The sequence below is a fragment of the Candidatus Symbiopectobacterium sp. NZEC127 genome, assembly GCF_025962675.1.
Lineage (GTDB): Bacteria > Pseudomonadota > Gammaproteobacteria > Enterobacterales > Enterobacteriaceae > Symbiopectobacterium.
This window is the reverse complement of sequence record NZ_JAGFPG010000001.1, coordinates 2,175,062-2,199,636: the sequence shown is the minus strand read 5'-3', so window position 1 is coordinate 2,199,636 and position 24,575 is coordinate 2,175,062. Positions and strand designations below refer to the sequence as shown.

General features: G+C 54.9%; 16 protein-coding genes. 10 read left to right on the top strand and 6 right to left on the bottom strand.

Translation table 11 applies throughout. The annotated features are described in order from the left end of the window. The coding region (locus tag J5069_RS10055) for an Ig-like domain-containing protein (protein ID WP_264643667.1) at positions 1–4,218 on the top strand (4,218 nt) is incomplete at its 5' end. Positions 4,219–4,300: 82 nt separating this feature from the next. Next, positions 4,301–4,645: a tryptophan synthase subunit beta gene (locus J5069_RS10050; protein WP_222157791.1), complete on the top strand. Its 345-nt coding sequence runs from the start codon at positions 4,301–4,303 to the stop codon at positions 4,643–4,645. 75 nt (positions 4,646–4,720) lie between these two features. On the opposite strand, the gene lapD is transcribed toward J5069_RS10050, so the two are convergent. Next, entirely contained in the window at positions 4,721–6,685 is a 1,965-nt protein-coding gene (gene lapD / locus J5069_RS10045; RefSeq protein ID WP_264643666.1) for a cyclic di-GMP receptor LapD, read from the bottom strand. A 9-nt stretch (positions 6,686–6,694) separates the two neighbouring features. Continuing rightward, a complete protein-coding gene (lapG, locus tag J5069_RS10040; RefSeq protein ID WP_264643665.1) occupies positions 6,695–7,342 on the bottom strand; it encodes a cysteine protease LapG in 648 nt (215 codons plus the stop codon). Between the two features lie 308 nt (positions 7,343–7,650). On the opposite strand from lapG, the gene murQ reads away from it, so the two are divergent. From murQ to tadA, 3 genes are all read left to right on the top strand, one after another. Further along, entirely contained in the window at positions 7,651–8,544 is an 894-nt protein-coding gene (murQ, locus tag J5069_RS10035; RefSeq protein WP_264643664.1) for an N-acetylmuramic acid 6-phosphate etherase, read from the top strand. A 75-nt stretch (positions 8,545–8,619) separates the two neighbouring features. Next, positions 8,620–9,258 (top strand): phosphatidylglycerophosphatase C, encoded by a 639-nt coding sequence (gene yfhb / locus J5069_RS10030; RefSeq protein ID WP_264643663.1) that lies wholly within the window; start codon positions 8,620–8,622, stop codon positions 9,256–9,258. Positions 9,259–9,351: 93 nt separating this feature from the next. Continuing rightward, on the top strand, positions 9,352–9,882 hold the full coding sequence (tadA, locus tag J5069_RS10025; RefSeq protein WP_264643662.1) for a tRNA adenosine(34) deaminase TadA: 531 nt from the start codon (positions 9,352–9,354) through the stop codon (positions 9,880–9,882). 4 nt (positions 9,883–9,886) lie between these two features. Here the strand turns inward: tadA and mltF are convergent, their stop codons facing one another. After that, positions 9,887–11,413 (bottom strand): membrane-bound lytic murein transglycosylase MltF, encoded by a 1,527-nt coding sequence (gene mltF, locus J5069_RS10020; protein WP_413542210.1) that lies wholly within the window; start codon positions 11,411–11,413, stop codon positions 9,887–9,889. Between the two features lie 215 nt (positions 11,414–11,628). Here mltF and purL point away from each other — a divergent pair, with 215 nt between their 5' ends. The 5 genes from purL to glnB all read left to right on the top strand — a co-directional run bounded on the left by purL (position 11,629) and on the right by glnB (position 20,117). Beyond that, complete coding sequence (purL, locus tag J5069_RS10015; protein ID WP_264643788.1) at positions 11,629–15,513, top strand: phosphoribosylformylglycinamidine synthase; 3,885 nt, start codon at positions 11,629–11,631, stop codon at positions 15,511–15,513. A 662-nt stretch (positions 15,514–16,175) separates the two neighbouring features. Then, complete coding sequence (locus tag J5069_RS10010; protein WP_264643660.1) at positions 16,176–17,612, top strand: sensor histidine kinase; 1,437 nt, start codon at positions 16,176–16,178, stop codon at positions 17,610–17,612. Between the two features lie 3 nt (positions 17,613–17,615). Beyond that, positions 17,616–18,323, top strand: a complete 708-nt coding sequence (gene qseG / locus J5069_RS10005) for a two-component system QseEF-associated lipoprotein QseG (protein ID WP_264643659.1) — start codon at positions 17,616–17,618, stop codon at positions 18,321–18,323. Positions 18,324–18,337: 14 nt separating this feature from the next. Then, positions 18,338–19,675 (top strand): two-component system response regulator GlrR, encoded by a 1,338-nt coding sequence (gene glrR, locus J5069_RS10000; protein ID WP_264643658.1) that lies wholly within the window; start codon positions 18,338–18,340, stop codon positions 19,673–19,675. Positions 19,676–19,778: 103 nt separating this feature from the next. Then, a complete protein-coding gene (glnB, locus tag J5069_RS09995; RefSeq protein WP_195315181.1) occupies positions 19,779–20,117 on the top strand; it encodes a nitrogen regulatory protein P-II in 339 nt (112 codons plus the stop codon). A gap of 46 nt (positions 20,118–20,163) precedes the next feature. On the opposite strand, the gene pemA is transcribed toward glnB, so the two are convergent. The 3 genes from pemA to hmpA all read right to left on the bottom strand — a co-directional run bounded on the left by pemA (position 20,164) and on the right by hmpA (position 24,522). Next, a complete protein-coding gene (gene pemA / locus J5069_RS09990) occupies positions 20,164–21,264 on the bottom strand; it encodes a pectinesterase PemA (protein WP_264643657.1) in 1,101 nt (366 codons plus the stop codon). Between the two features lie 96 nt (positions 21,265–21,360). Further along, complete coding sequence (paeY, locus tag J5069_RS09985) at positions 21,361–22,998, bottom strand: pectin acetylesterase PaeY (protein ID WP_264643656.1); 1,638 nt, start codon at positions 22,996–22,998, stop codon at positions 21,361–21,363. A 333-nt stretch (positions 22,999–23,331) separates the two neighbouring features. Further along, a complete protein-coding gene (gene hmpA / locus J5069_RS09980; RefSeq protein WP_264643655.1) occupies positions 23,332–24,522 on the bottom strand; it encodes an NO-inducible flavohemoprotein in 1,191 nt (396 codons plus the stop codon). Between the last annotated feature and the right edge of the window lie 53 nt (positions 24,523–24,575).

The window sequence follows — 24,575 nt, the reverse complement described above, 5'->3', positions numbered from 1 at the left end:
GTGGACGGCAAGTGGAGCACCACGGCCGATCTGAGCAGCCTGGCGGAAGGCAAGGTGGAAGCCAAAGCCACCGCCACGGACCCGGCCGGTAATCAGGCGCACGACACCGCCAACTCGACGCTGGATGTCACCGGACCGAGCGTGGATATCGAGCACTTTGCCGGTGACGATGGCTTTATCAATACCAGTGAATCCACCGCAACGCCGGTGAGCGGCACCAGCAGCGAGAAGACCGTCGATCTGGTGTTTACCGACGTCAACGGCAAGACCGTTGAAGTGAAAAACGTCTCGGTAGTGGACGGCAAGTGGAGCACCACGGCCGATCTGAGCAGCCTGGCCGAGGGCAAGGTGGAAGCCAAAGCCACCGCCACTGACCCGGCAGGTAATCAGGCGCACGACACCGCCAATTCCACCCTGGACGTCACCGGTCCGACGGTCGATATCGAGCACTTTGCCGGTGATGATGGCTATATCAATACCAGCGAGTCCACCGCCACGCCAGTCAGCGGCACCAGCAGCGAAAAAACCGTGGATCTGGTGTTTACCGACGTCAATGGCAAAACCGTTGAGGTCAAGAACGTATCGGTAGTGGACGGCAAGTGGAGCACCACGGCCGATCTGAGCGGTCTGGCGGAAGGCAAGGTGGAAGCCAAAGCCACCGCCACTGACCCGGCCGGTAATCAGGCGCACGACACCGCCAACTCGACGCTGGACGTCACCGCCCCCGAGATAGATATCACTGGATTTGCGGGTAACGACGGATATATCAATCAGCAAGAGTTGGGTGGAACCTTTATTGAGGGGACGAGCAACGAGCGTTTCGTCAATCTCACCTTTACCGACAGCAACGGCAAGTCAGTCACCGTCAGCAGTGTGCCGGTCTTTGACGGCAAATGGCATAACACGATTAATTTAGGTTCGCTGGCAGAAGGCAAAATCACCGTGGTGGCGACGGCAACGGATGCCGCAGGTAACACCGCGCAAGACAGCGCCAGTGCCATCATGGATAAAACCTTACCTGAAATTGATATCACCAATTTTGCCGGTAATGATGGCTATCTCAATGCTCACGAATTAGCCGGACAATTTATTCAGGGCACCAGCACGGAAAACCACGTGACATTGGTCTTCACTGACAGTAAGGGAAAAGAGGTCAAACTTACTGATGTGCCTGTTATTGATGGTAAATGGAGTACCTCAGCCGATCTGAGCACATTGGCAGAAGGCAAGATTAAGGTCGTTGCAACGGCAACGGATCCGGCGGGTAATCAGGCCCACGATAACGATCAAGCCATATTGGATACCAAGCCGCCTGTCGCGCACGATGAGACGGTAACCGGGCTGGAAGATACGCCGGTGCATATCGGTTGGGATAGCTTGGGCGTTTCTGGCGATACGTCCAGCGTGGTGATTTCTTCATTGCCACCGGCCAGCGCTGGTACGCTGTATTACAACGATAATGGCACCTGGAAACCCGTCACGGAAGGACAGTCGTTTAACTCGACCAATACAGATTTGCGTTTTGATCCTGCGGCAAATGCGTCGGGTTCACCCTATGGCATCGTGCATTTCTCACCGGTGGATAAAGCGGGCAACGTTGGTGCGGAAACCTCGCTCAACATTGATATTACCCCGGTGGCGGATGCACCGACGGTGACGCTGGACATTACCAGCGGCAACAGTACGCCAAGCAGTGAAGTGATTCATATTAACGGCGGCAGTACCAACGGTGGCTTTGATATTCAGGATGGAAAAATTGTTGCCGTCGGCAATGGGGTGCGCGTCTGGTTAACCGAGGGGGATCCGATCCCGACATTGGTGGGTACCGGTACATACTCGTACTATACACAGGGTAATACCAGCGGAAATGATGGCTACAGTGATATTTTCGTTGTCCACTCGAACAGCGGATATTTCTATCGTCAAAGTGGACGACCTGATGAACTAAAACCCTTGGATTCTTTTGGTGGAAACCGAGTAGTTAATAATGACAGTGCGCATAAAGATTATGTGTTTGTGATGAAAGAGGATGGCTATACCTATAATCCTACTTACAACACGAATAATAATCAGCCAACGAGCGTCAATACCCTTGATGGCGTCAAAGTTAACTACACCGACAGCAACGGACAATCCCATTCGTTCACCAATCAGGTGAGTAACAATCTGGGCGGGGTGATTTACAGTGATGGCACCAGTATGGCGCCAGGCAGCAATGCGCCTACGGTAACCAAAGAAACCAACACGGGTACCCAGGAACATACGCTGGATGTCTCAGCCGCATTGACCGATCTTGACGGCAGTGAAACGCTGTCGGGCATTACCCTGACCGGCCTGCCGGAAGGCACCAAAGTGGTTGACCATATCAACAATGATGCGACCTATACCGTGGGCAAAGATGGCACTTACACCATTGCCAACGCGCACAATGCCAACGCGTTGTCGGGAACGGTCACGTTGTACGTGCCAGTGGCGGCAGGCAAGTTCGAGGTGGTGGCTCAAGCAACGTCAACTGAAAAACTCAACCATGACAGCGCGACCGGTTATTCGACGGAAGGCGTTGAGCAATACGGTGCAGCCATCGGCACTACCGGGGATGATTCTGTACAGGGCACCAACAGCAACGATGTGATGATAGCCGATGTTTCCGGTCTGCAACTGGTGGAAGGCACCAACTATAACATCGCGTTTATGGTGGACAGCTCGGGCAGTATGACCACTACCGATATCGCCAACACGGTTGCTTCTCTGAAAAACGTGTTTAACAGCCTGATCAACAGTGCCAACGGTGCGCATGCAGGGAAAGTGAACGTGTTCCTCGCTGACTTTGACACGCAGGTTGGCCGCACGGTATCGGTGGATCTGAAAGACTCGACGGCGCTGAGCAAGCTTACCGGCGTACTGAACTCAATGGTTGGCGGTGGTAACGGCGGCGGTACTAACTATGAGGACGTGTTTAAAACCACGGCCAACTGGTTCCAAAGTGCGGCGGTGAAAAATAATGTCGGTACTAACCTGACCTATTTTATTACCGACGGCGAGCCGACCTATTATCAGAAGGATGAAACCAATCAGGTACAGGTGGGTAGTAATTCGAATGAAGTGCTGAATATCGACAGTTTCAATTACCAAGTCGGCCAAGCCTATAACATGAAAATTATGGGGGAGAACCGCGAGGTCATCAGTGCTAATGGCGATGTCAATCGATACTTCTATAATCGTTATGGTTATATCGACCACGAAGTTGTCGGACGGGTACATGCGCAGGGCGATGGCACTTATGAAATCTCCACGTTGGGCGGCTGGGGTAACAACGACGGGGACTACGGCTACTACAATCGTTACTACAGCCAGCAAAACGCAGACACTGCCTTCAAGCTGTTGCAGTCGATATCGCATAACACCATTGAAGCCATTGGCGTGGGCAAATCGCTCGATGCCAGCAGTCTGACGCGTTACGACTCCGACGGTATTGTTCAAAGCAAGATCGATCCGAGCAAGCTGAGTGAAGCTATCCTGGGCAGCAACAAACCGTTGCCCGGCGGAGACGACACCTTGCACGGTGGTATTGGCAATGACATCCTGTTTGGCGATGTGGTGCGCTTTGACGGTATCGAAGGTAACGGCTTGTCGGCACTGCAAACCTATATCGCGCAGCAGATGAAAGTCTCCAGCGTAACGGTGCAGGATATGCACCATTACATTACCGATCACCATCAGGCGTTTGATCTCTCGTCCAGCAACGACGGTGACGACAAACTGTACGGCGGTGCGGGTAACGATATCCTGTTTGGTCAGGGTGGCAATGACCTGCTTAACGGCGGTGAAGGAAACGACATCCTGTACGGCGGCAGCGGCAACGATATCTTGATCGGCGGTAAGGGCAACGACACGCTGATTGGTGGTTCAGGGGCGGATACCTTTATGTGGCAAAAAGGCGATACCGGTTTTGATGTCATCAAAGATTTCAACCCGGGTGAAGGTGACAAGATCAATCTGCACGATCTGCTCGGCGATCTGGACAAAGGGGCCGATCTTAGCCGTTATATCCGCTTTACCGATCATAACGGTTCTCCCACCATTGAAGTCAGCACGCAAGGTGACTTCTCGGGCAACGCGGGCGGTACGGTGAATGTCTCTATCACGCTTGAGCATTACAGTGGATCAATGCCTTCGCTGGAAAGTCTGGTCAGCAAGCCCGAACAGACGGTAAACTGAGTTGCATTACTTGCGCCCGGAGAAGGCATCGACCTTCTCCGGGGCGAGGCAGCCATACCGTACCGGAGAGAAGAGGTGGTGCATGTACTATATCCAGCGTGACAGCCAAGGGTTTTTAGTCAGAGTGGCGGATGTGCCCTTTGACGAGATGACCGGTAAACTGGCAAAAGATTCTCCGGAAGCGATCCTGTGGCGGAAAAATCAGGAAGTGATGCTCAATGGATTGCAGCAGCTACGCCAAAGCGATTTGGAAATGGTGCGCGTGCTTGAGGATTTGATTCAGGTGCTAACGCAGAAAGGTGTTATCAATATTACCGATTTCCCTGCTGCGGCACAGTTGAAGCTGATTAACCGGGCCCATGCACGTGAAGCGCTCAACGGCGGGCTGAGCAAGCTGATTAACGACGAAGATGAGGCGATGTTTTAAGCCTCACGTTGCCGCGCTTTTCTCTCTCTGGTGCGTGCAGGCAAGTCTGTCTGCACGCACTATCCCTATTAGACGTTATTTCAGCAACAGCGTGTTATCCGGCGCGGGGAACGGTTCTCCCAGCAAACGTCCCATAGCACCCTGTAGCCCCATGCCGCGCAGCGTATCCAGTTCACCCTCGGTTTCGACACGTTCAGCGATCAGTGGCAAATCGATGCTGTTGGCTGTGCGGTAAAGGGCTTCAATAAACACCTTTTTATCGTTTTCCCGATCGATATTGCGAATGTAGCTGCCATCAATTTTCAGGTAGGCAAGCCCCCACTGCGCCAGGTTACCTATCAGGTTAAAACGCCCACCGAAGTGCTGTAATCCCAGTTGGCAACCGTATTCGCTGAGCATTGCGATCAGCGCTTCAAGATGATGGGTTTCCGGCAACTGGTTTTCATCCAGCTCAAGAATCACACGGCGCGCCCGCTCGGGATGGCCCTTAAGCGGTGCCAGCATTTGCGTCAACAGGTTTAAATCCAGCACGGTACTGCCCGACAGACTCAGCGCCAGCGTACCGGAACTGCGTGACAGATAATCCAATGTTTGTTTTATCATCACCTGATCTAACCGGGCATTCCAGCCAAAGCGCTGGATCCAGGGGAGGAAAAATCCCGCTGCGATGCTGTTGCCTTGCTCATCGTTGATACGCGCCAGTACCTTATGGTGAAGCACGTCGCCGGGGTGAGCGCAGCGGCAAACCGGCTGGAAGAACAGTTGCAGGCGTTCCTCATTCAGCAGCGTATCCAGGCGATTAAACCACAGGTGACGATCGGCCTCGGCCGGTGAATGGGCTTCATTTTCTGCCAAGGGCGCGTGATGCAGCGGAGAGCTTTCTGCCCGCGTGAGCGCGTGGTCACCTTGTATCAACAGCGTTTTCAGGCTATCGCCGTGCTTGAACGGCACCATGCCCAATGCGGCAACCGGCGAGCTGTCGATCTCGCCCGTTAGCGCGAGTGATTCCAGGTTGTGTGAAAGTGCGACGACCAGCGTGTGCGCTTCTTTTTCTGCCATGCCGGGGCACAGCAGGGCAAATTCACCGCCGCGCAAACGCGCCAGCACGCTCTCCTGTTCGGCATAGAGCTTCTGTGCGGTACGCATCATTTTCGCCATGGTTTCCAGCAGCGCATCGGTGCGTTGACCGCCGAGCCGTTGGTTGAGACCTGCCAGATCCTGTATGCGAATCATAATGAGATAGCCCGGCGGCGTCTCTTCATCGCTGCTCTTGTCGTTGAACTGCATCTCAAAAGCGCGACGGTTAGGCAGACCGGTTTGCGGATCCTGATAGGCTTCTTGACGTAAGCGTTCACTTCGCTCGGCTTCTTCTTCAAACAACATCTTCAGCTTGCTGACCATCAGATTCATGGCCTGCGCCACACGGCGGAATTCTGGTGTGCTGGGCAAGTCCGGCTGAGTGAGGTATTCACGGCGGGTGATCGCCAGCGACTGTTTCACCATGTAGTTCAACGGGCGCAACTGGCGGCGCAGCAACAACGCGCCAATCAATAAACCGAGCGCAGCGCAGCCCAATAGCCAGATGGCTCCTGCGGAGGTGCTTTGCCACAGACGGGTAACGGCGAACATCGGGTGGCTGACCACTTCCACTTTTGCCGCCTGCTCCCACCCGCGCATCACCATGGCCTCACCGCTGCCCGGTGTCAGATTAACCAGCCGCACAAACCAGGCGGGAACATTGGGAATTTCAGGCGAGGCGATGCGTTCCAGCGTGACGTCACCGGTTTTAATATCACGCACCCGAATGCTGGAAAAATAGCCGCTATCGAAAATCGAGCTGACCATTAATTCCACCATGGCCGGATCGTCGATATTGGGCGTTAACGACAATCCAAGTGCGGTGGCGGCATCCTGCGCGTGGGATTGCAATTGGTTATTCGACTGCTCGCGTGAATTTTCCAGGCTGACAAAAAAGCTGCCACTAAAAATCACCAGTACGAATAAGCAGATGGCTATCAAAAGTTGTTTGTACAGAGACATAGCCTAATCCTACTCTTCAAGAGAAAAACCTTCGGCCCGCATTTTGGTCAATAAATCTTGCCAACGTGAAAGCCGCTTACTGTCGCCGACCCGTTTATTGCTGCCATCACTGCCGGGCAGCCATAGTCCCTCTGCGTTAAAGGAATAAACGGGGATGAGGTCGGTACGCTGCGTTGCGGGTAATATTTTATCCGTTAGATTATCCAACACCAGCGGAATAGAGGTCGGAGTGGGATAATACGCAACGATCATATGTGCCTGATTAAGGCGTAATGCTTTAACGTAGGTAATTCGTAACTTCTCATTCGGAATACCGAGCCTGCGTAGCGTAAAATATTTTGCAATAGAATAATCTTCGCAGTCAGCCATTCCTTTGCGCAGCGCTTCAATGGGCGTTGCCCAATAATCTTCCTGCTGCCAGATGACACGATCGTCACGAAATAGCAGCCGTTCATTAAAAAAACGGTTTACCGATTCCAATAGTTTTTTTTCATCGCTGCCGGGCAATGAACCTAATAATGCCTGCCACTCATTAATTCGCTTACGCGCTTCCGGTGTTGCAGGGCCGTAAAGTTGTTCCGTGCGCTGATTAATGGTGACGAAATCCCAATCCGCGCGCAGCGTTGCCGTCAGCAGTAACAGACTGCTGAACAGCACAAGCAGAACCCCTTTATTACGCCATGTCGTTATCCAGCGGCTATTCACCGGTGTTTCTCTTCGCTATTGATTGAACCAGAGTAAGCCTCTCATCCTCGTTGCGGTGTGCTGGCCTTGTTGCGTGAAAATACGCCATGCCGCCCTGTTGAACACAAGGCAGACATGCACACCTTCCTGGCGTGAAGATAGAATAGGCGCTGAGGGCGGAAACACTGTCGATACAGACGAGTTATCGTTAGCTATTATGGCAGAATAACCTACTTTTATGGCTGGGTCAGCAGCGCACACCGTGTGTCAGGGAGAAAAACATGAATTTAGCCACCTTGGTATCAGAAACCCGTAATCCGGCAACGATGGAACTGGACAGCCAAACCACGCTTGCAATGATGACGCTGTTCAATCAGGAAGACCGTAAAGTGCCCGAGGCGATAAGCCTGGTGCTGCCGGAGATTGCGCGCGCGGTGGATATGGCGGCTGCCAGAATGAAAGCGGGCGGGCGACTGATCTATCTCGGGGCGGGTACCAGTGGGCGCTTGGGGGTTCTTGATGCGTCTGAATGCCCGCCGACCTTTGGTGTGCCCCACGGGCTGGTTATCGGGTTGATAGCCGGTGGACCCGGCGCGCTGTTGAAGGCGGTTGAAGGTGCAGAGGACGATCCTTCCCTCGGTGAGGGCGATCTGGTGGCGCTGTCGCTGACGCCACAAGACACCGTGGTGGGGCTGGCGGCGTCGGGCCGCACCCCTTATGTGATTGGTGCGTTGAAATATGCACGCAGCCAGGGTTGTGGTACGGTCGCCATCTCTTGCAACCCCGCATCCCCGATTGCGGCGCTGGCCGAGGTGGCGATTTCACCGGTAGTCGGACCGGAAGCGCTGACCGGTTCGACACGCCTCAAATCCGGTACGGCACAAAAGCTGGTGCTCAACATGCTCTCCACGGGCGTGATGGTTAAGCTGGGAAAGGTGTACCAAAATCTGATGGTCGATGTAAAAGCGACCAATGAGAAACTGGTGGATCGCGCTTGTCGTATCGTGATGGAAGCCACGGGTGCCGCACGTGATGAGGCGCAGCGAGCGTTACAAGAAACCGGCTATGCGGCCAAACCCGCTATACTGATGATCCTCAGCGGTATCAGCGCGGCAGAGGCCGAGCAGCGGTTGGCAATACACCACGGTTATCTGCGCGATGCGCTGTTGCCTTAAAAATAAGGAAATGGGCACCGTACGTGCTCGTTTTTTCCCGTAACGTAGTGATTACCCTGGCAAGAGGAAAATGGTTTGGGTGAACAATCACCGACACGTATCGTGTTTTTTGATTTGGACGGCACCTTGCATCGCCAAGACATGTTTGGCTGTTATTTGCGTTACTTGCTTAAACGCCTGCCGTTAAATTTACTGCTGGTTATTCCGGTGCTGCCGGTGGCCGGGCTGGTATTGCTGGCACGCGGCAGGGCGGCGCGCTGGCCAATGAGCGCTCTGCTTTGGGCCATTACCTTTGGTCGGCGTGAGGCGCATTTACGGGCGCTAGAGCAGGGGTTTGTTGCCCGTTTTCGTCGCTGGGTGACGCCCTTTCCGTTGGTGCAGCAGCGCTTGACCGAGTATCTCGCCGCTTCGGATGCACAAGTGTGGCTGGTAACCGGTTCGCCGCAGCGTCTGGTCGAGCAGGTTTACCATGACGCCGCGTTTCTGCCCGGCGTCAAACTGATGGGCAGCCAGATGGTACGGGGCTATGGCGGTTGGGTATTGCCGCTGCGTTGTCTGGGACGGGAGAAGGTGGTGCAGATGGAAAAACAGCTTGGTGCGCCACTTCAATTGCACAGCGGGTATAGCGACAGCAAGCAAGATAATCCGCTGCTGTTTTTTTGCGAACACCGCTGGCGCGTGACGCGTGCCGGGACGTTGCAACAGCTGGAGTAACGGCATCGGCCAGGCAATAAGCACTCTGCTTTTTCTTTACACCCTGTATAATGCGCGCGACCAAAAATGCGCGATAAATACCCGGGAGGCACCATGAACGACACCCTTGATGGCGGTGACACGCCTGATGAATATTGGATGCGTCATGCACTGACACTGGCCCAACGGGCGCAGGAGGAGGGGGAGGTGCCCGTCGGTGCGGTGCTGGTTCTGGATAATAACGTGATTGGTGAGGGCTGGAATCGCCCCATCGGTCATCACGATCCGACCGCGCACGCCGAAATCATGGCGTTGCGTCAGGGCGGAAAAGTGTTGCAGAACTACCGTTTAATCAACGCGACGCTGTATGTGACGCTTGAACCTTGCGTGATGTGCGCAGGGGCAATGGTGCACAGCCGTATTGGCCGACTGGTGTATGGTGCCAACGATGAAAAAACCGGGGCAGCAGGGTCGTTGGTCGATATCTTGCGCCATCCCGGTATGAATCATCAGATAGCGATCACGTCTGGCCTACTGGCTGCCGAATGCGCCCAAACCCTCAGCGATTTTTTCCGAATACGCCGCGCACAGCATAAAGCGCTGCGCGCGCAAGAAAAAGCCGCCAAGTGTGACGGTGCTACCTGATCGGTTATTTGCCGAGTTTTTCTGGCGGTACGGCAGGGTAAGCGCTTGCTAACAGTTCCTGCTGCTGGGTTTTATTGGCTTTCTCGGTCAGATACCCCTCCAGACTCAGCATATAGCGACGGATATTTTCAACGTAGTTATAGGCTTCGTGGCCGCGAGCATAGCCGTAAGTGGTCTGGGCATAATAGCGTTTCTGGCTGAGCATCGGCAGACGCACCTTCACATCCGCCCAGCTATCGGGATTACCCTTCTGTTTTTCCGTCAGTTTGCGCGCATCCAGCAGATGGGCATAGCCCATGTTGTACGAGGCCAGTGCAAACCAAATCTTTTCATCCTCTGGGATGCTTTCCGGCATTTTTTCCATCATGTGCGCCAAATAGCGTGCGCCACCGCTAATGCTCTGTTCCGGATCGAGCCTGTCGGTCACATTCAGGCTCTCTGCGGTGTTGCGCGTCAGCATCATCAGTCCGCGCACGCCGGTCGGCGAGGTCGCCAACGGGTTCCAGTGCGATTCCTGATAAGAGATGGCTGCCAGCAATTTCCAGTCAATATCGCTGGCATATTTGGCAAACAGCGGCTGTAGATCGGGCAAGGTATTATCGATGGCGCTCAGGAAGGTGCGGGTATCGACATAATCAAATTCGCCTACGTGGCCGAGGTATTTCTCTTCCAGACGGGCCAGCGTGCCGTCTTCCACGGTTTGGCTGAAAAAGTCCAACAAGGCGGCGTACAGGCTGTCGTCCTGAGTGCGGCGCATATACCAGGTGACCGGCTCTTCGTCGCTCAGATCGAACGCAACGGAAAGCTGCGGGTGAATGCGCTGCATCAAACCGATGGTGACGGAATCCGCCAGCGTGTAATCCAACGCACCCTGCGCCACCTGTTTGAGCAAATCTTGCGTGCTGAGATCCGAGGCGGCTTCCCAGCTCAATGCCGGATATTTACCGCTTTTCAAATCGCGTAGTGTGGCGATATGGGCTGAGCCCGATGTGACCGCTAATCGACCGCTCAGTTTTTCCAGGTTTTTAGGGCGCGTGGCACCCATACGGTAAACCAACTGCTGCGAAACGGAATAGTAGGTCGGCCCCGCGCGAAAGCGATCCAGTCGCTCATGGTTGTAGATAAGCCCGGCGGCGAGCAGATCGGCATTGTCGTTGTCGAGATCATCGAACAAGGCGTCAAGATTTGGACGCGCCGATACCACCAGCTTCACGCCAAGGTAATCGGCGAATCGTTTAGCCAGTTCATAATCAAGTCCTGAGGGGGTTCCGTTACTGAGGGTATAGGTCAGCGGCGAATTGAGCGTGCTGATACGCAGCTCGCCCCGAGAAAGGATCTGATTGAGCTGTGTATCCTGGCCGCTGCGCCAGGGGATGTTGGGCCAGAGCGCCAACATCAGCAGTAACGTAATAACCCCGATGAAAAAATAATTTAATGTTAAACGCTTCAAATAGTTATCTCTCGGCGGCCGTGTGGCCTTTCTGTCTGTAACGGCAGTTTTTTTGTCTACACTCTCCCAGAGTGGGGGCATTTTGCTTAACAAACCGCCAGTGTGCAACAGTTATCCATCAGGTTAAAGTTTGACCACGTCAAAAATAAGATGTGCAACAAACTCTGCGCAAACGGTTTCGTCGCGCGTCACAATTCTCTATAATGACGCGCGTTTCCCCCCTTGGCTGCGCGACAAAGTAGCGCCCACTGACGTACTGAAACTCAGTACATCGAAGACGAGAGATTTTTTAGATGATGGAAATACTGCGTGGTTCACCTGCCCTATCGGCCTTCCGTGTAAATAAGTTGCTAACGCGCTGCAAAGAGCACTTTTTGCCAATTAGTGATATCTATGCGGAGTACGTTCACTTTGCCGCCGTGCGTGCACCACTGAACAGCGATGAGCAGGTCAAACTGACACGACTGTTAAAATATGGCCCCTCTCTCGCGGAGCATGAGCCAAGTGGGCGCTTACTGTTGATCACACCGCGTCCTGGCACCATTTCTCCCTGGTCTTCCAAAGCTACCGATATTGCGCGCAACTGCGGCCTGGACAAGGTGATTCGTCTGGAGCGCGGATTAGCCTTCTATATTCATGCGCCGACGCTGAGCGATGAACAGTGGCAGCAACTGGGCGCGCTGCTGCATGACCGCATGATGGAAACCGTATTTACTGAGATGGCGCAGGCAGAACAGCTGTTTGCGCAGCATCAACCCGCCCCGTTGAAACGGGTAGACGCTCTGCTTGAAGGGCGTAAGGCGTTGGAACAGGCCAATGTGCGTCTGGGATTGGCGCTGGCGGAAGATGAAATCGACTACCTGTTGGACGCCTTTACCCGTTTGGGACGCAATCCGACCGACATTGAACTCTATATGTTTGCCCAGGCCAACTCTGAGCATTGCCGCCACAAAATTTTTAATGCCGATTGGGTGATTGACGGTGAAACACAGCCCAAATCGCTGTTCAAAATGATCAAGAACACCTTCGAACATACGCCGGAACACGTGCTGTCTGCTTATAAAGATAACGCGGCCGTGATGGAAGGCTCCGAAGCAGGGCGCTTCTTTGCCGATCCGCAAGGGCACTACGCCTACCATCAGGAACCGACACACATTCTGATGAAAGTGGAAACCCACAACCACCCGACGGCCATTTCTCCCTGGCCGGGCGCGGCGACCGGTTCCGGCGGTGAAATTCGCGATGAAGGGGCGACGGGGCGCGGTGCCAAACCCAAAGCGGGTCTGGTCGGGTTCTCAGTCTCCAACCTGCGTATCCCTCACTTCGAACAGCCATGGGAAGAAGATTTCGGTAAGCCGGATCGTATCGTCAGCGCGTTGGACATCATGCTTGATGGCCCGCTGGGCGGCGCGGCCTTTAACAACGAGTTTGGTCGCCCTGCGCTGACCGGTTACTTCCGTACCTATGAAGAGCAGGTGGACAGCCATAACGGCAGCGAACTGCGCGGTTATCACAAGCCGGTGATGCTGGCGGGCGGTATTGGTAACATCCGTGCCGATCACGTGAAAAAAGGCGAAATCACGGTAGGTGCCAAGCTGATTGTGCTGGGTGGCCCCTCCATGAACATCGGCCTGGGCGGCGGTGCGGCCTCTTCTATGGCTTCTGGTCAATCGGACGCCGATCTGGATTTCGCCTCGGTACAGCGCGATAACCCGGAAATGGAACGCCGTTGTCAGGAAGTGATCGATCGCTGCTGGCAACTGGGCGAAGAGAACCCGATCCTGTTTATCCACGACGTGGGGGCGGGCGGTCTGTCCAACGCCATGCCGGAACTGGTGAGTGATGGCGGGCGCGGCGGACGCTTTGAACTGCGCGACATTCTCAACGACGAGCCGGGCATGAGCCCGCTGGAAGTGTGGTGTAACGAATCGCAAGAGCGCTATGTGCTGGCGGTTGCGCCGGAGAAACTGGCGCTGTTTGATGAGCTGTGCCGTCGTGAGCGCGCCCCTTATGCGGTGATTGGCGAAGCCACGGAAGAGCAACATTTAACCCTGAACGATCGCCACTTCAACAATCAGCCGATCGATTTGCCGCTGGATGTGTTGCTGGGCAAAACGCCAAAAATGCTGCGTGACGTTAAGCGCCAGACTACCGAGGGCACCTTGTTGAACCGCGAAGGTATCTTCCTGGCTGAAGCGGTAGAGCGCGTGATGCATCTGCCAGTGGTGGCAGAGAAAACCTTCCTGATCACCATTGGTGACCGTTCCGTTACCGGTATGGTGGCACGCGATCAGATGGTCGGACCGTGGCAGATCCCGGTGGCAAACTGTGCCGTCACCACCGCAAGCCTCGACAGCTACCACGGTGAAGCGATGTCGATTGGCGAACGTGCGCCTGTGGCGTTGCGTAACTTTGGCGCCTCCGCGCGTTTGGCGGTGGGGGAAGCGTTAACCAACATTGCGGCGACCCAGATAGGCGCGTTAACGCGCGTGAAGCTCTCTGCAAACTGGATGTCGGCAGCGGGGCATCCCGGTGAAGACGCCGGACTTTACGAAGCGGTAAAAGCCATCGGCGAAGAACTCTGCCCGGCATTAGGATTGACCATTCCGGTGGGTAAAGACTCCATGTCGATGAAAACCCGCTGGCAAGAGGGCGATCAGGAGCGCAGCGTCACCTCTCCGCTTTCTCTGGTGATCACCGCATTCGCCCGTGTGGAAGATGTGCGTAAAACTGTCACGCCGCAGCTGCGCGCCGATCGTGATAACGTGCTGTTGCTGATCGACCTGGGTGCTGGACACCATACGCTGGGCGCGACAGCGCTGGCACAGGTCTACCGTCAACTGGGCCGCCATACTGCGGATGTACGTAACCCGCAACAGTTGGCTGGCTTCTTTAACGCTATGCAAACGCTGGTGGCGGATGATGCGCTGCTGGCCTACCACGACCGTTCTGATGGTGGTCTGGTGGTGACGCTGGCAGAAATGGCGTTTACCGGTCACTGCGGCATCGAGGTTGATATCGCGGCATTGGGCAACGATCCGCTGGCCTCGCTGTTTACCGAAGAACTGGGTGCAGTAATTCAAGTCTCCGCCGATCGTCTGGCGCACGTTGAACAGGTGCTGGCCGACAATGGTTTGGCGGATATCGTTCACCGTTTGGGCCATGCCGCGCAGGACAATCGCTTTGTGATTACCCATGGCAACGATGTGGTGTATCAGGAGAGCCGCACTACGCTGCGCACCTGGTGGGCGGAAACCACCTGGCAGATGCAGCGCCTGCGTGACAACCCGCACTGTGCCGATCAGGAACATGCTGCGAAGCAGGATGAGACCGATCCGGGCCTGAACGTCTCGCTGACGTTCGATCCTGCGCAGGATATTGCCGCACCCTTTATCGCCAAAGGCGTGCGTCCTAAAGTGGCTGTGCTGCGTGAGCAGGGCGTTAACTCTCACGTTGAAATGGCGGCCGCGTTCCATCGCGCCGGTTTTGACGCCATCGATGTGCATATGAGTGATTTGCTGGCAGGTCGTCGCGATCTGCAAGACATCCAGGCGCTGGTCGCCTGCGGTGGCTTCTCTTACGGCGATGTGCTGGGCGCGGGCGAGGGATGGGCGAAATCCATTCTGTTCAATGCGCGGGTGCGCGATGAGTTTGCTGCCTTCTTCCAACGTCCGCAAACGCTGGCGCTCGGTGTGTGCAACGGTTGCCAGATGATGTCCAATCTGCGCGAACTGATCCCTGGCGCAGACCACTGGCCGCGCTTTGTGCGCAACCTGTCCGATCGCTTTGAAGCGCGCTTTAGCCTGGTTGAAGTCACCAAAAGTCCGTCATTGTTTATGAATGACATGGTGGGATCGCGCATGCCAATCGCGGTTTCTCACGGTGAAGGGCACGTTGAAGTGCGCGATGCCGCCCACTTGGCGGCGCTGGAGCATGAACATCTGGTCGCTCTGCGCTTCGTGAATAACTTTGGGCAGGTAACAGAGAACTATCCGGCGAACCCGAACGGTTCTCCGAACGGCATCACGGCAGTCACCAGCGCCAGTGGACGTGCTACGGTGATGATGCCACACCCGGAACGTGTTTTCCGCACCGTGAGCAACTCCTGGCACCCGGAAACCTGGGGTGAAGACAGCCCGTGGATGCGCATGTTCCGCAACGCGCGTCGTCAGCTTGGTTAAGGAGTAGCCGGGTATTGACGATAAAAGGGGCGATGAGCCCCTTTTTTATTGGGTGGCGAGGCGTTTTTTTCTACAAAACCGACATTTGTCGCGATACAGCGACAAGTGGCATTATTGATGTCTCTATTTGGAGACATTTAATTATATGATTTTATTAGGTTGATATCCCGAGTTGCATAAAGCGTCTTTTTTTGGCGACAGATTTTAGCGATCGGCGACGTAGTATGATGTTAATAAAGGCACGCTATCGCCTTTAAAGCGATATATGTAAATTTAAATTATTATTTATCAATCAATTAAAATCGATATTGCGAACTGGCATGATTAGTGCATAATGTCACGCGTTGCTCATTCACCTCGTTATGATTGCGCTGTTGATGATATTGCTTTGCGCTCATAACACCCCGAATGACGCCACAAGAAAGGGTGCCTATCGTCCACTACACCGATAACAGTCTGCCATGCAGCTTTATCAAACATCGGGCGACACGTTGAGTGAGGCACCGCCTATTCAGTTGCCCGGTTAGCAGAGATGCAACCGGGCAGCGACTGACTCTCTTTTCTCCACGTCTTGATTGATTTCATCACCCGCTTGCGGATGGGAAAAACATTGCGCTTTTATGCCACTTCGTTAGCATCATGACGGATGAATAAACAACGAGATGATTTCCTTGAAACGCTGGCGTCTGTTTCCGCGCTCTCTGCGCCAATTAGTGATTATGGCGTTCCTGCTGGTGCTCTTGCCGCTGCTGGTACTGGCCTATCAGGCGTATGACAGCCTGGATACCCTGAGCGAACAAGCGGCGGACATTAACAAATCCATGCTGGTGGACGCGCGCCGCAGTGAGGCGATGAGCGGCACCGCACTGGCGATGGAGCGTAGCTATCGCCAATACTGCGTGCTGGATGACAGCACGCTGGCTACCCTCTACCAAAGCCAACACAAACAGTATGCGCAGATGCTGGAAGCGCACCGCAATGTCCTGCCCGACCCGCGTACTTACCAGCAGCTAAGCCAACACCTTGCCACGTTGGCGACCCTTGATTGTGCCAATAGCACGCCGACCAACGCGGCGCAGGAACAACTGACGCAGTTTGCGCAGGTCAATGCCCAACTGTTACAAATGACGCGTGAAGTGGTGTTTTCTCGTGGGCAGCAATTGCAACAGGGCATCGCCGAGCGCGGTAAGTTTTTCGGCTGGCAGTCGCTGGTACTGTTTATGGTCAGTCTGCTGTTAGTGGTGCTGTTTACCCGTATGATCATCGGGCCGGTCAACGGCGTGGAGCGCATGATTAAACGCCTGGGCGAAGGGCGCTCGCTCGGCAATACCAGTACCTTTAAGGGACCACGAGAGATTCGCACGCTGGCACAGCGGATTATCTGGCTGAGTGAGCGACTCTCCTGGCTGGAATCGCAGCGGCACGAATTTCTGCGTCATATCTCCCATGAGCTAAAAACGCCGTTGGCGAGCCTGCGCGAAGGCACCTCGCTGTTGGCCGACGAAGTTGTCGGGCCGTTGACGCCGGATCAAAAAGACGTGGTCGCTATTCTGGATAACAGCAGCCGGCACCTGTTGGAGCTTATCGATCAACTGTTGGATTACAATCGCAAGCTGGCGGATACCCCAACGGAGATGGAGCCTGTCGACATTGATGAGGTGGTGGATATCGTGATGTCTTCGCACAGCCTGCCTGCGCGCACCAAGGCGATCCACACCGAAACGCGGCTTGATGTTACCCAGTGCTGGGCCGAGACCACCTTGCTGATGCGCGTTATCGATAATCTCTATTCCAATGCGGTGCACTATGGCAAGGAATCCGGTAACATTTGGATTCGGAGTCGCCAGCACGGACACCGGGTGCAGATTGACGTTGCCAATGACGGTGCGCCGATCCCAGAAGCAGAACAAGGCATGATTTTTGAGCCCTTTTATCAGGGAAGTCACCAGCGCAAAGGCGCGGTGAAAGGCAGCGGGCTTGGGTTAAGCATTGCGCGCGACTGTATTCGTCGCATGCGCGGGGAACTGAGTCTGATACCGGTGGATTATGCTGACGTCTGTTTTCGTATTGAATTGCCCTTAACCGCTGAGAATGAATAACAAATGAAAGCAAGGTGCTCTGACGGCAGGGTTCGCGGATCGGTGTTGGCGCTCGTGGCGCTGCTTGCGGGCTGCGTTGACAGCACCCATCACCGTATTGCGATACGCGATGTTGAAAATGTCACGCCGAGAGAACAAGTGAGCGATTACCGTCTGATCCAGTGCGATAGCCTGTGGCGCACTGACGATCGCGATGCGGTGAATAACGCCCTTTATTGGTTGCGTGCGATGGATTGCGCGGAGCGGTTAACCTCGCAACAGGCGCGTGAGGCGGTGCAAACGCTGGGGAGCGGGACCTGGGATCAGGCATTCAAGCAGAGCATTTTACTCGATCAAGTCAAAATCACCCCGGCGGAACGGCGTCAGGCGCTCGATCGCCTGAACAGTTTTCAAACTGACTTTCCAGCGGCGCTGCGCCCGCTGCTGCAAACCTGGCAGGACAAGCAAACGTTCTGGCTGGCGCTGACCGATGAACGCTTACGTACTCAGCGTTTGCAGGAGGCCAACGACAAACAGCTTGAAGCGATGCGGGTTCAACAGAGCAATTTGCAATATCAACTCGATGTAACGACGCGCAAACTGGAAAACCTGACGGATATTGAGCGTCAGCTTTCCACGCGCAAGCCGATGAGCGGTGAACTTCCGGAGCCTGCGGCTTCGCATGAGTCTGGTGCGACGGAGCGCCACGCTGCGCCTGCGGCGTCAAAATAGGAGCCTACACGCCCATGACAATTCGAAAAACGGCTGATTTGCTGCTGGTCGATGACGATCCCAGCTTGCTGAAACTGCTGGGTATGCGTTTGACCAGTGAAGGGTTTCATGTCGTGACGGCTGAAAGCGGCGCTGAAGCGCTGCGCGTGCTGGCACGCGATAGCATTGATTTGGTCATCAGCGATTTGCGCATGGATGAAATGGACGGTTTGGCGCTGTTTTCTGAAATACAGAAGCAGCAGCCAGGACTGCCGGTAATTATTCTTACTGCCCACGGATCGATCCCGGACGCCGTGGCCGCGACGCAGCAAGGGGTGTTTGGCTTTTTGACCAAACCGGTGGATCGCGACGCGCTCTATAAAGCGATCGATGATGCGTTAGCGCTCAGCGCCCCTGCCGGAGAATCCCACTGGCGAGAAACCATTGTTACGCGCAGCCCGGTGATGTTGCGTTTGTTGGAACAGGCTAAGCTGGTAGCGCAATCTGACGTCAGCGTGCTGATTAACGGGCAGAGCGGAACCGGGAAAGAGGTGCTGGCGCGGGCCATCCACAGTGCCAGTCCGCGCGCAAAAAACGCGTTTATCGCTATCAACTGCGGCGCACTGCCGGAACCGTTGCTGGAGTCTGAACTGTTCGGCCATGCCAAAGGCGCGTTTACCGGCGCGGTCAGCAGCCGCGAGGGGCTGTTTCAGGCGGCGGAAGGGGGCACGCTGTTCCTTGACGAAATCGGTGATATGCCGCTGTCGCTACAGGTCAAACTGCTACGGGTATTGCAGGAGCGCAAGGTGCGCCCACTGGGCAGCAACCGGGATATTGATATCAATGTGCGCATTCTCTCCGCCACGCACCGTGATTTGCCGGTCGCGATGGAAAAAGGCGAATTTCGTGAAGATCTCTACTACCGTTTAAATGTAGTGACCATGAAATTGCCCGCGCTGCACGATCGGGCCGAGGATATTCCGCTGCTGGCAAATCATCTGCTGCGTGAAGCGGCTAATCGCCATAAGCCGTTCGTTCGCAGTTTTTCCAGCGATGCAATGAAACGCTTGATGACGGCGAGTTGGCCCGGTAATGTGCGTCAACTGGTGAATGTGATTGAACGCTGCGTGGCGTTGACCAGCGCGCCGGTGATTAACGATGCGCTGGTAGAACAGGCGTTGGAAGGCGAGAATACCGCGTTGCCAACCTTTGTGGAGGCGCGTCACCAGTTTGAGCTGAACTATTTACGCAAGCTGCTGCAAATTGCCAAAGGCAATGTGACGCAGGCGGCCAGAATGGCGGGGCGTAACCGCACCGAATTCTATAAATTGCTTGGCCGTCATGCGTTGGATGCCAACGATTTTAAAGAGTGACAGCGCGCTGCGCGTTGTTGCGCCTGGCGTTACCGTTTCACTGAATGTTTGTTACTGATGCCCGACTGCGGTCGAAGAGAAACAGGTTCACAAAGGTTATTTCATGAAAAAAATAGATGCGATTATCAAACCGTTCAAATTGGACGACGTGCGTGAAGCGTTAGCCGAAGTGGGTATCACCGGCATGACCGTCACGGAAGTAAAAGGATTCGGACGCCAGAAAGGGCATACCGAACTGTATCGCGGTGCAGAATATATGGTCGATTTTCTACCCAAGGTAAAAATCGAGCTGGTGGTTGCCGATGACATCGTCGATACCTGTGTCGAAACCATCATTCAGACCGCCCAGACCGGCAAAATCGGGGACGGCAAGATTTTCGTGTTTGACGTGGCGCGCGTGGTACGTATCCGTACCGGCGAAGAAGACGAAGCGGCGATCTGATGCGTAAGCCACGATCCCCGGATGACGGGGATCGTGCAACGTCCTATCAAGGCGCGGTAGGTGTCCAACCCGCCAAGACCTTTTCCTTACTGTATTCTGCGGCCTGCTCTGCGGTGAGCTGACGCCGTCCGTCATTTTTTTCTGCGCCCGCACCGGTTGATTGGTATTCGAAGAAACGCGAATCCTGCGGCTGGAACCAGATTTTCTCGCCTTTGATATCCTTGCCGGACATTTTGTCCCAGCCGTAGATCACATCATCCATCTGGGTGTTGATAAACACCGTTTGTCCGATAGCGTTAGGGTCGGCATAGCGGCCATCGGGGAAGGTGGTGGTTGGGTGCCAGGGGCGGCCAAGCGCATAGCTTTTCGCGGGGACATTGCTGCCTTCCTTGAACACCCGGCTGTTGGTGATCACTAAACCGTACTTTTGGTTGATATCGGTGCTGGGGGCGGTCAGGTAGCCGTAGGATTCATCACCGGGATTAACGCGCGTGCGGGCGACAATATCACAATCATCAAACAGCGCCGTGCCGCTACCGAAAATAAAGTCCACGGTGCCGCTGATACGGCATTTCTCAAACAAGCTGCGCCCCGCTTTGACATACAGCGTGTCTTGATAACCCACCAGGCTGACATCGTGGAAGTAGGCACGATCGCTGTTCTCTGCCACTAACAGCGCCACGGCCTGGGTATCTTTTATCTTGGTCGGGTCATCGCTCTTTTTGGCTTCATTGCCCAGATAGTCAAAATCGTTGCGGATGGTCAGCGTGCGGGCACTGAAATCAGGTGCATCAATTTTCACCGTATAGCTGCCGGAGGTGCCCCATTTGGAACCATCAGGCTTCAATGCACCAGCAGCGGTATCCACGGCAATAATGGTGTGGTCACGGTCTTCGCCCTTAAAATGCACGTTAGGGCGGGTAATCACCAGACGCTCGTGGTAGGTGCCCTTTTTGATGTAGATAACAAACGGCGTGGTATCGGCGGGCGCGCTGGCGATAGCCTCACCAATGGTTTTAAAGGTATTGGGTGCAGCCGGTGCAGTGGCAGAAACCACCGCGTTCACATCCGTACTGGCGACGGCGTGCTGCCAAGGGGCTGCCACCAGAACGGCCAGCGCAATCGCGCCTGAGAGAGGTTTAAGCATACCGATCATTCCTTAACTGTAGTGTCCGAGAGGTAAAGCCCATCCGTTCGCACGATGGGAAAGCGCCCCTGAGCAAACGCTCAGGGGAGTAAAGCCTTAGTGTTTTTTCTTGAGCAGATAATCGGCCAGCGGGCGCAGCGCCTCGTCGGCGCGAATGCTGTCGGCGACGATCTCGGCTACGGCAATCGCGCCTTTTTGCTGGAAGTGGGTGGTATCCGGTTTGGTGATGCTGCCGCCCTGATCTTTGTAGTACGGGTAGCGTTTAGGATCGATCACCAGCCAATACTGTTTCCAGTGATGTCCGTTGTCCCGGTTAGCCAGCGCAATGGTATCGGGTTCAACATCCAGTAACGGGACATTGTTGGCTTTCGCGGTGTCCTTGATGGTTTGGCTGTAGTCGCCGATAAAGGCAAAGCCGTTTTCAGCATTTTGACGGGTGAAGTGGCTGTGAACGGCCGGAGTGCCATCTTTGCCTTGTGCATCTTTCACGCGGGTGGTCGGTGTCAACAGTACCGGGATCATCTGGTGCTGGCGGGCATAGGTGATGTAACGTTCCAGCGCGTTCTGGAATGACATGTCAGGTTTACCCTGCGGGAATTGGCGCTTGCCTGCCGCATCGTTGGGGTAGGTACACAGGTTGCCGACATCCGCCGCGCCGCGTACCGCTCTGGCACCGTTACAGTTCTGATCGTTGTGGCCCATCTGAATGAAAATGTAGTCGCCGGGCTGCATCAGCGGCTGCATCTGGCGGAACCAGCCTTCATAGAAGAAATCGCGCGAGCTGCGTCCGGCACGGGCGCCGTTGATCACTTTGACGCTACCGTCATGGCGGAATTGCTGCTCAAACACCTGTCCCCAGCCCATGCGTGGGAAACGCAGTTTCTCATAGTTGGCGGCGGTGGAATCACCGACGATAAAGATGCGCGTCTTGGCCTTTTTGATCTCATCCAACTGACGACGCGCGTAGCCGTAATCCAGTCCTTCGTAGCTGCCATCGGCGCTAAGCCCGACAATCGGCCGGAACACGCTGTCCGTTAGCACGGTGTGGCCCGCTTGTCCGCTGTCGTTATGGTAGTTGCGGTTGTGATTGATCACCTCGACCAACTGGTGAACGGCTTTTTGCTGCGCGGCCGGGTAGTGCAGGGGATCAAACTGTGCCGGGTTGGTGATACCCGCCTGTTTTAACGCGGGGCCGAAACCGGCATGAAACACTGCGTTAGCCTGTTTCCAGGTTGCCGCTGAGAGTGCTGGCGTGCCTGCGTCATCGGAGAGTTGCTGCGGGCCGATATAACCTGCCGCCGCAGCCATGTCGGAGGCGATGCGATCGGTAAACGGGTTGATGTTGGCGGTGTTGCCTTTACCCGATTGGGCGGTTGGCAACAACGCACTCAGGCAGATGGCGCGCGCCTGATTGTTCAGCAAACAGTTATTGCCGCCGGACTCTACCGCAGAAAGGCGCAGCGGTGCCGTCAATTCAGACACATCCAACTGATAGTGGCCCTGCTCATCGGTTTGCGTCTGGCGACGGTGCCCTTGCTGGTCGCGCACAATAATGGTGGCGGGCAAGCGCGCATCGCGGTGTGCGACGATGCCTTCGAGCGTGGTGTGTTCTCCCAACACCGTGGCGGGCAGCGTTTCGCTAGCAGGTGCAGCATTCTTTTGTGCATGGGCATAGCCCACGGAAGCGCTAATCAGCAGCGCGAGCGTAATGCGGTGAGAAAATCGTGTAGACATGGTCAGATACATCCCTTGTAGCGAAAAGTAGTAAAAAAGACGACGTCGTTTGGGTGGTGTGCAACAGGCTTGCCGCAGTGCTACTGATTCTTACACAAACTCCTTGTTAGTTCGGCCAAAAAAGTGGGATGCAGGTAGGCCGCGGAGCGCATTAAGAAGCTAAAACCGCGTTTTTATAAAATGAAACGTTATTTTAATTATGGCGTAGAGGATTTTTGTGATCGATACCGTTTTTTATCATTACCGGATCGGGCGGGAGCATAAATTTGTGATCGTGGATAAGATTACCGCGCGTGCGTTTGTCCGCGCGGTAGGGGCTTGCGAGTCGGTGTATTACACGACTTTATGCGGGCCAAAGCACTCGTAGTGTAATTGTGAGGGCGCGATGCCCAATGCGAGGAGTTGACGAGCGACGAATTGCATAAAGGCCACCGGGCCGCACAGATAAAAATGCATGGTCACATCGGTCAGACGTGACGCCAGTGTGTCCAACGCCATTACGCCGTGGTGGTGGAAATCTTCGCCGGGACGATCGTCTTTGCCGGGTTCGCGATACCACACGTAACGTGTCAATGCGGGCCATTGCTGGCTAATCTGCGCCAGTTCATCACCAAAGGCATGCACATCGCCGTTGTCAGCGGCGTGCAACCACAGAACGTCCGCCCCATGTGCTTGATCTTTTAACTGGTGCAGCATGCTGAGCAATGGGGTTTGCCCTACACCCGCAGAGATAAGCGTGACCGGCGTGGTAGGAGAGGCCGATAAAAAGAAATCCCCGTGGGGCGCTGCCAGTGAAATGATATCGCCTTCCTGTGCAATGTCATGGAGATAGCCGGAGACCGTCCCCTGATCCTCGCGTTTCACCGCAATGCGGTAGGTGCGGCCATTGGGGGCGTGAGTCAGAGAATATTGGCGAATCTCTTGGTGAGTGAGGCTGTCGTGGCGAACATAGACTGCTAAATACTGGCCGGGTTTAAAATCCACCACCGGTTTGCCATCGACCGGCTCCAGCGTGAAACTGGCGATCAGCGCACTCTGCGCCTGCTTTTTCACGATACGGAAGGGGCGAGTGCCTTCCCAGCCGCCGTGCTGGCTAGCTGCATCCTGATAAATGGCGTGTTCGCGCTGAATAAAAACATCAGCCAACACGCCATAGGCCTTACCCCAGGCATCCAATATCTCTTCGCCGGGGCTAAACAATTCATCCAGCGTGGCAAGCAGATGTTCGCCAACGATGCCATATTGTGCGGGCTGGATAGAGAAACTGGCATGTTTTTGTGCAATACGCTCCACCGCAGGCAGCAGTGCCGAGAGATTGTCGATGTTGGCCGCATAGGCGCAGATAGCGTTGAATAACGCTTCTCGCTGATCGCCGTTGCGCTGATTGCTCATGTTGAAAATGTCTTTCAGCTCAGGATTGTGAGTGAACATGCGCTGATAGAAGTGGGCGGTCAGTGCCGGGCCGGTTTGTGCCAGCAAGGGAATCGTTGATTTTACGGTAGCGATGGTTTTTGCGTCTAGCATGGTGACTCCAGGTGGTTTTATAAGATGTATTTTTAATGCATCTTATTCGAGCG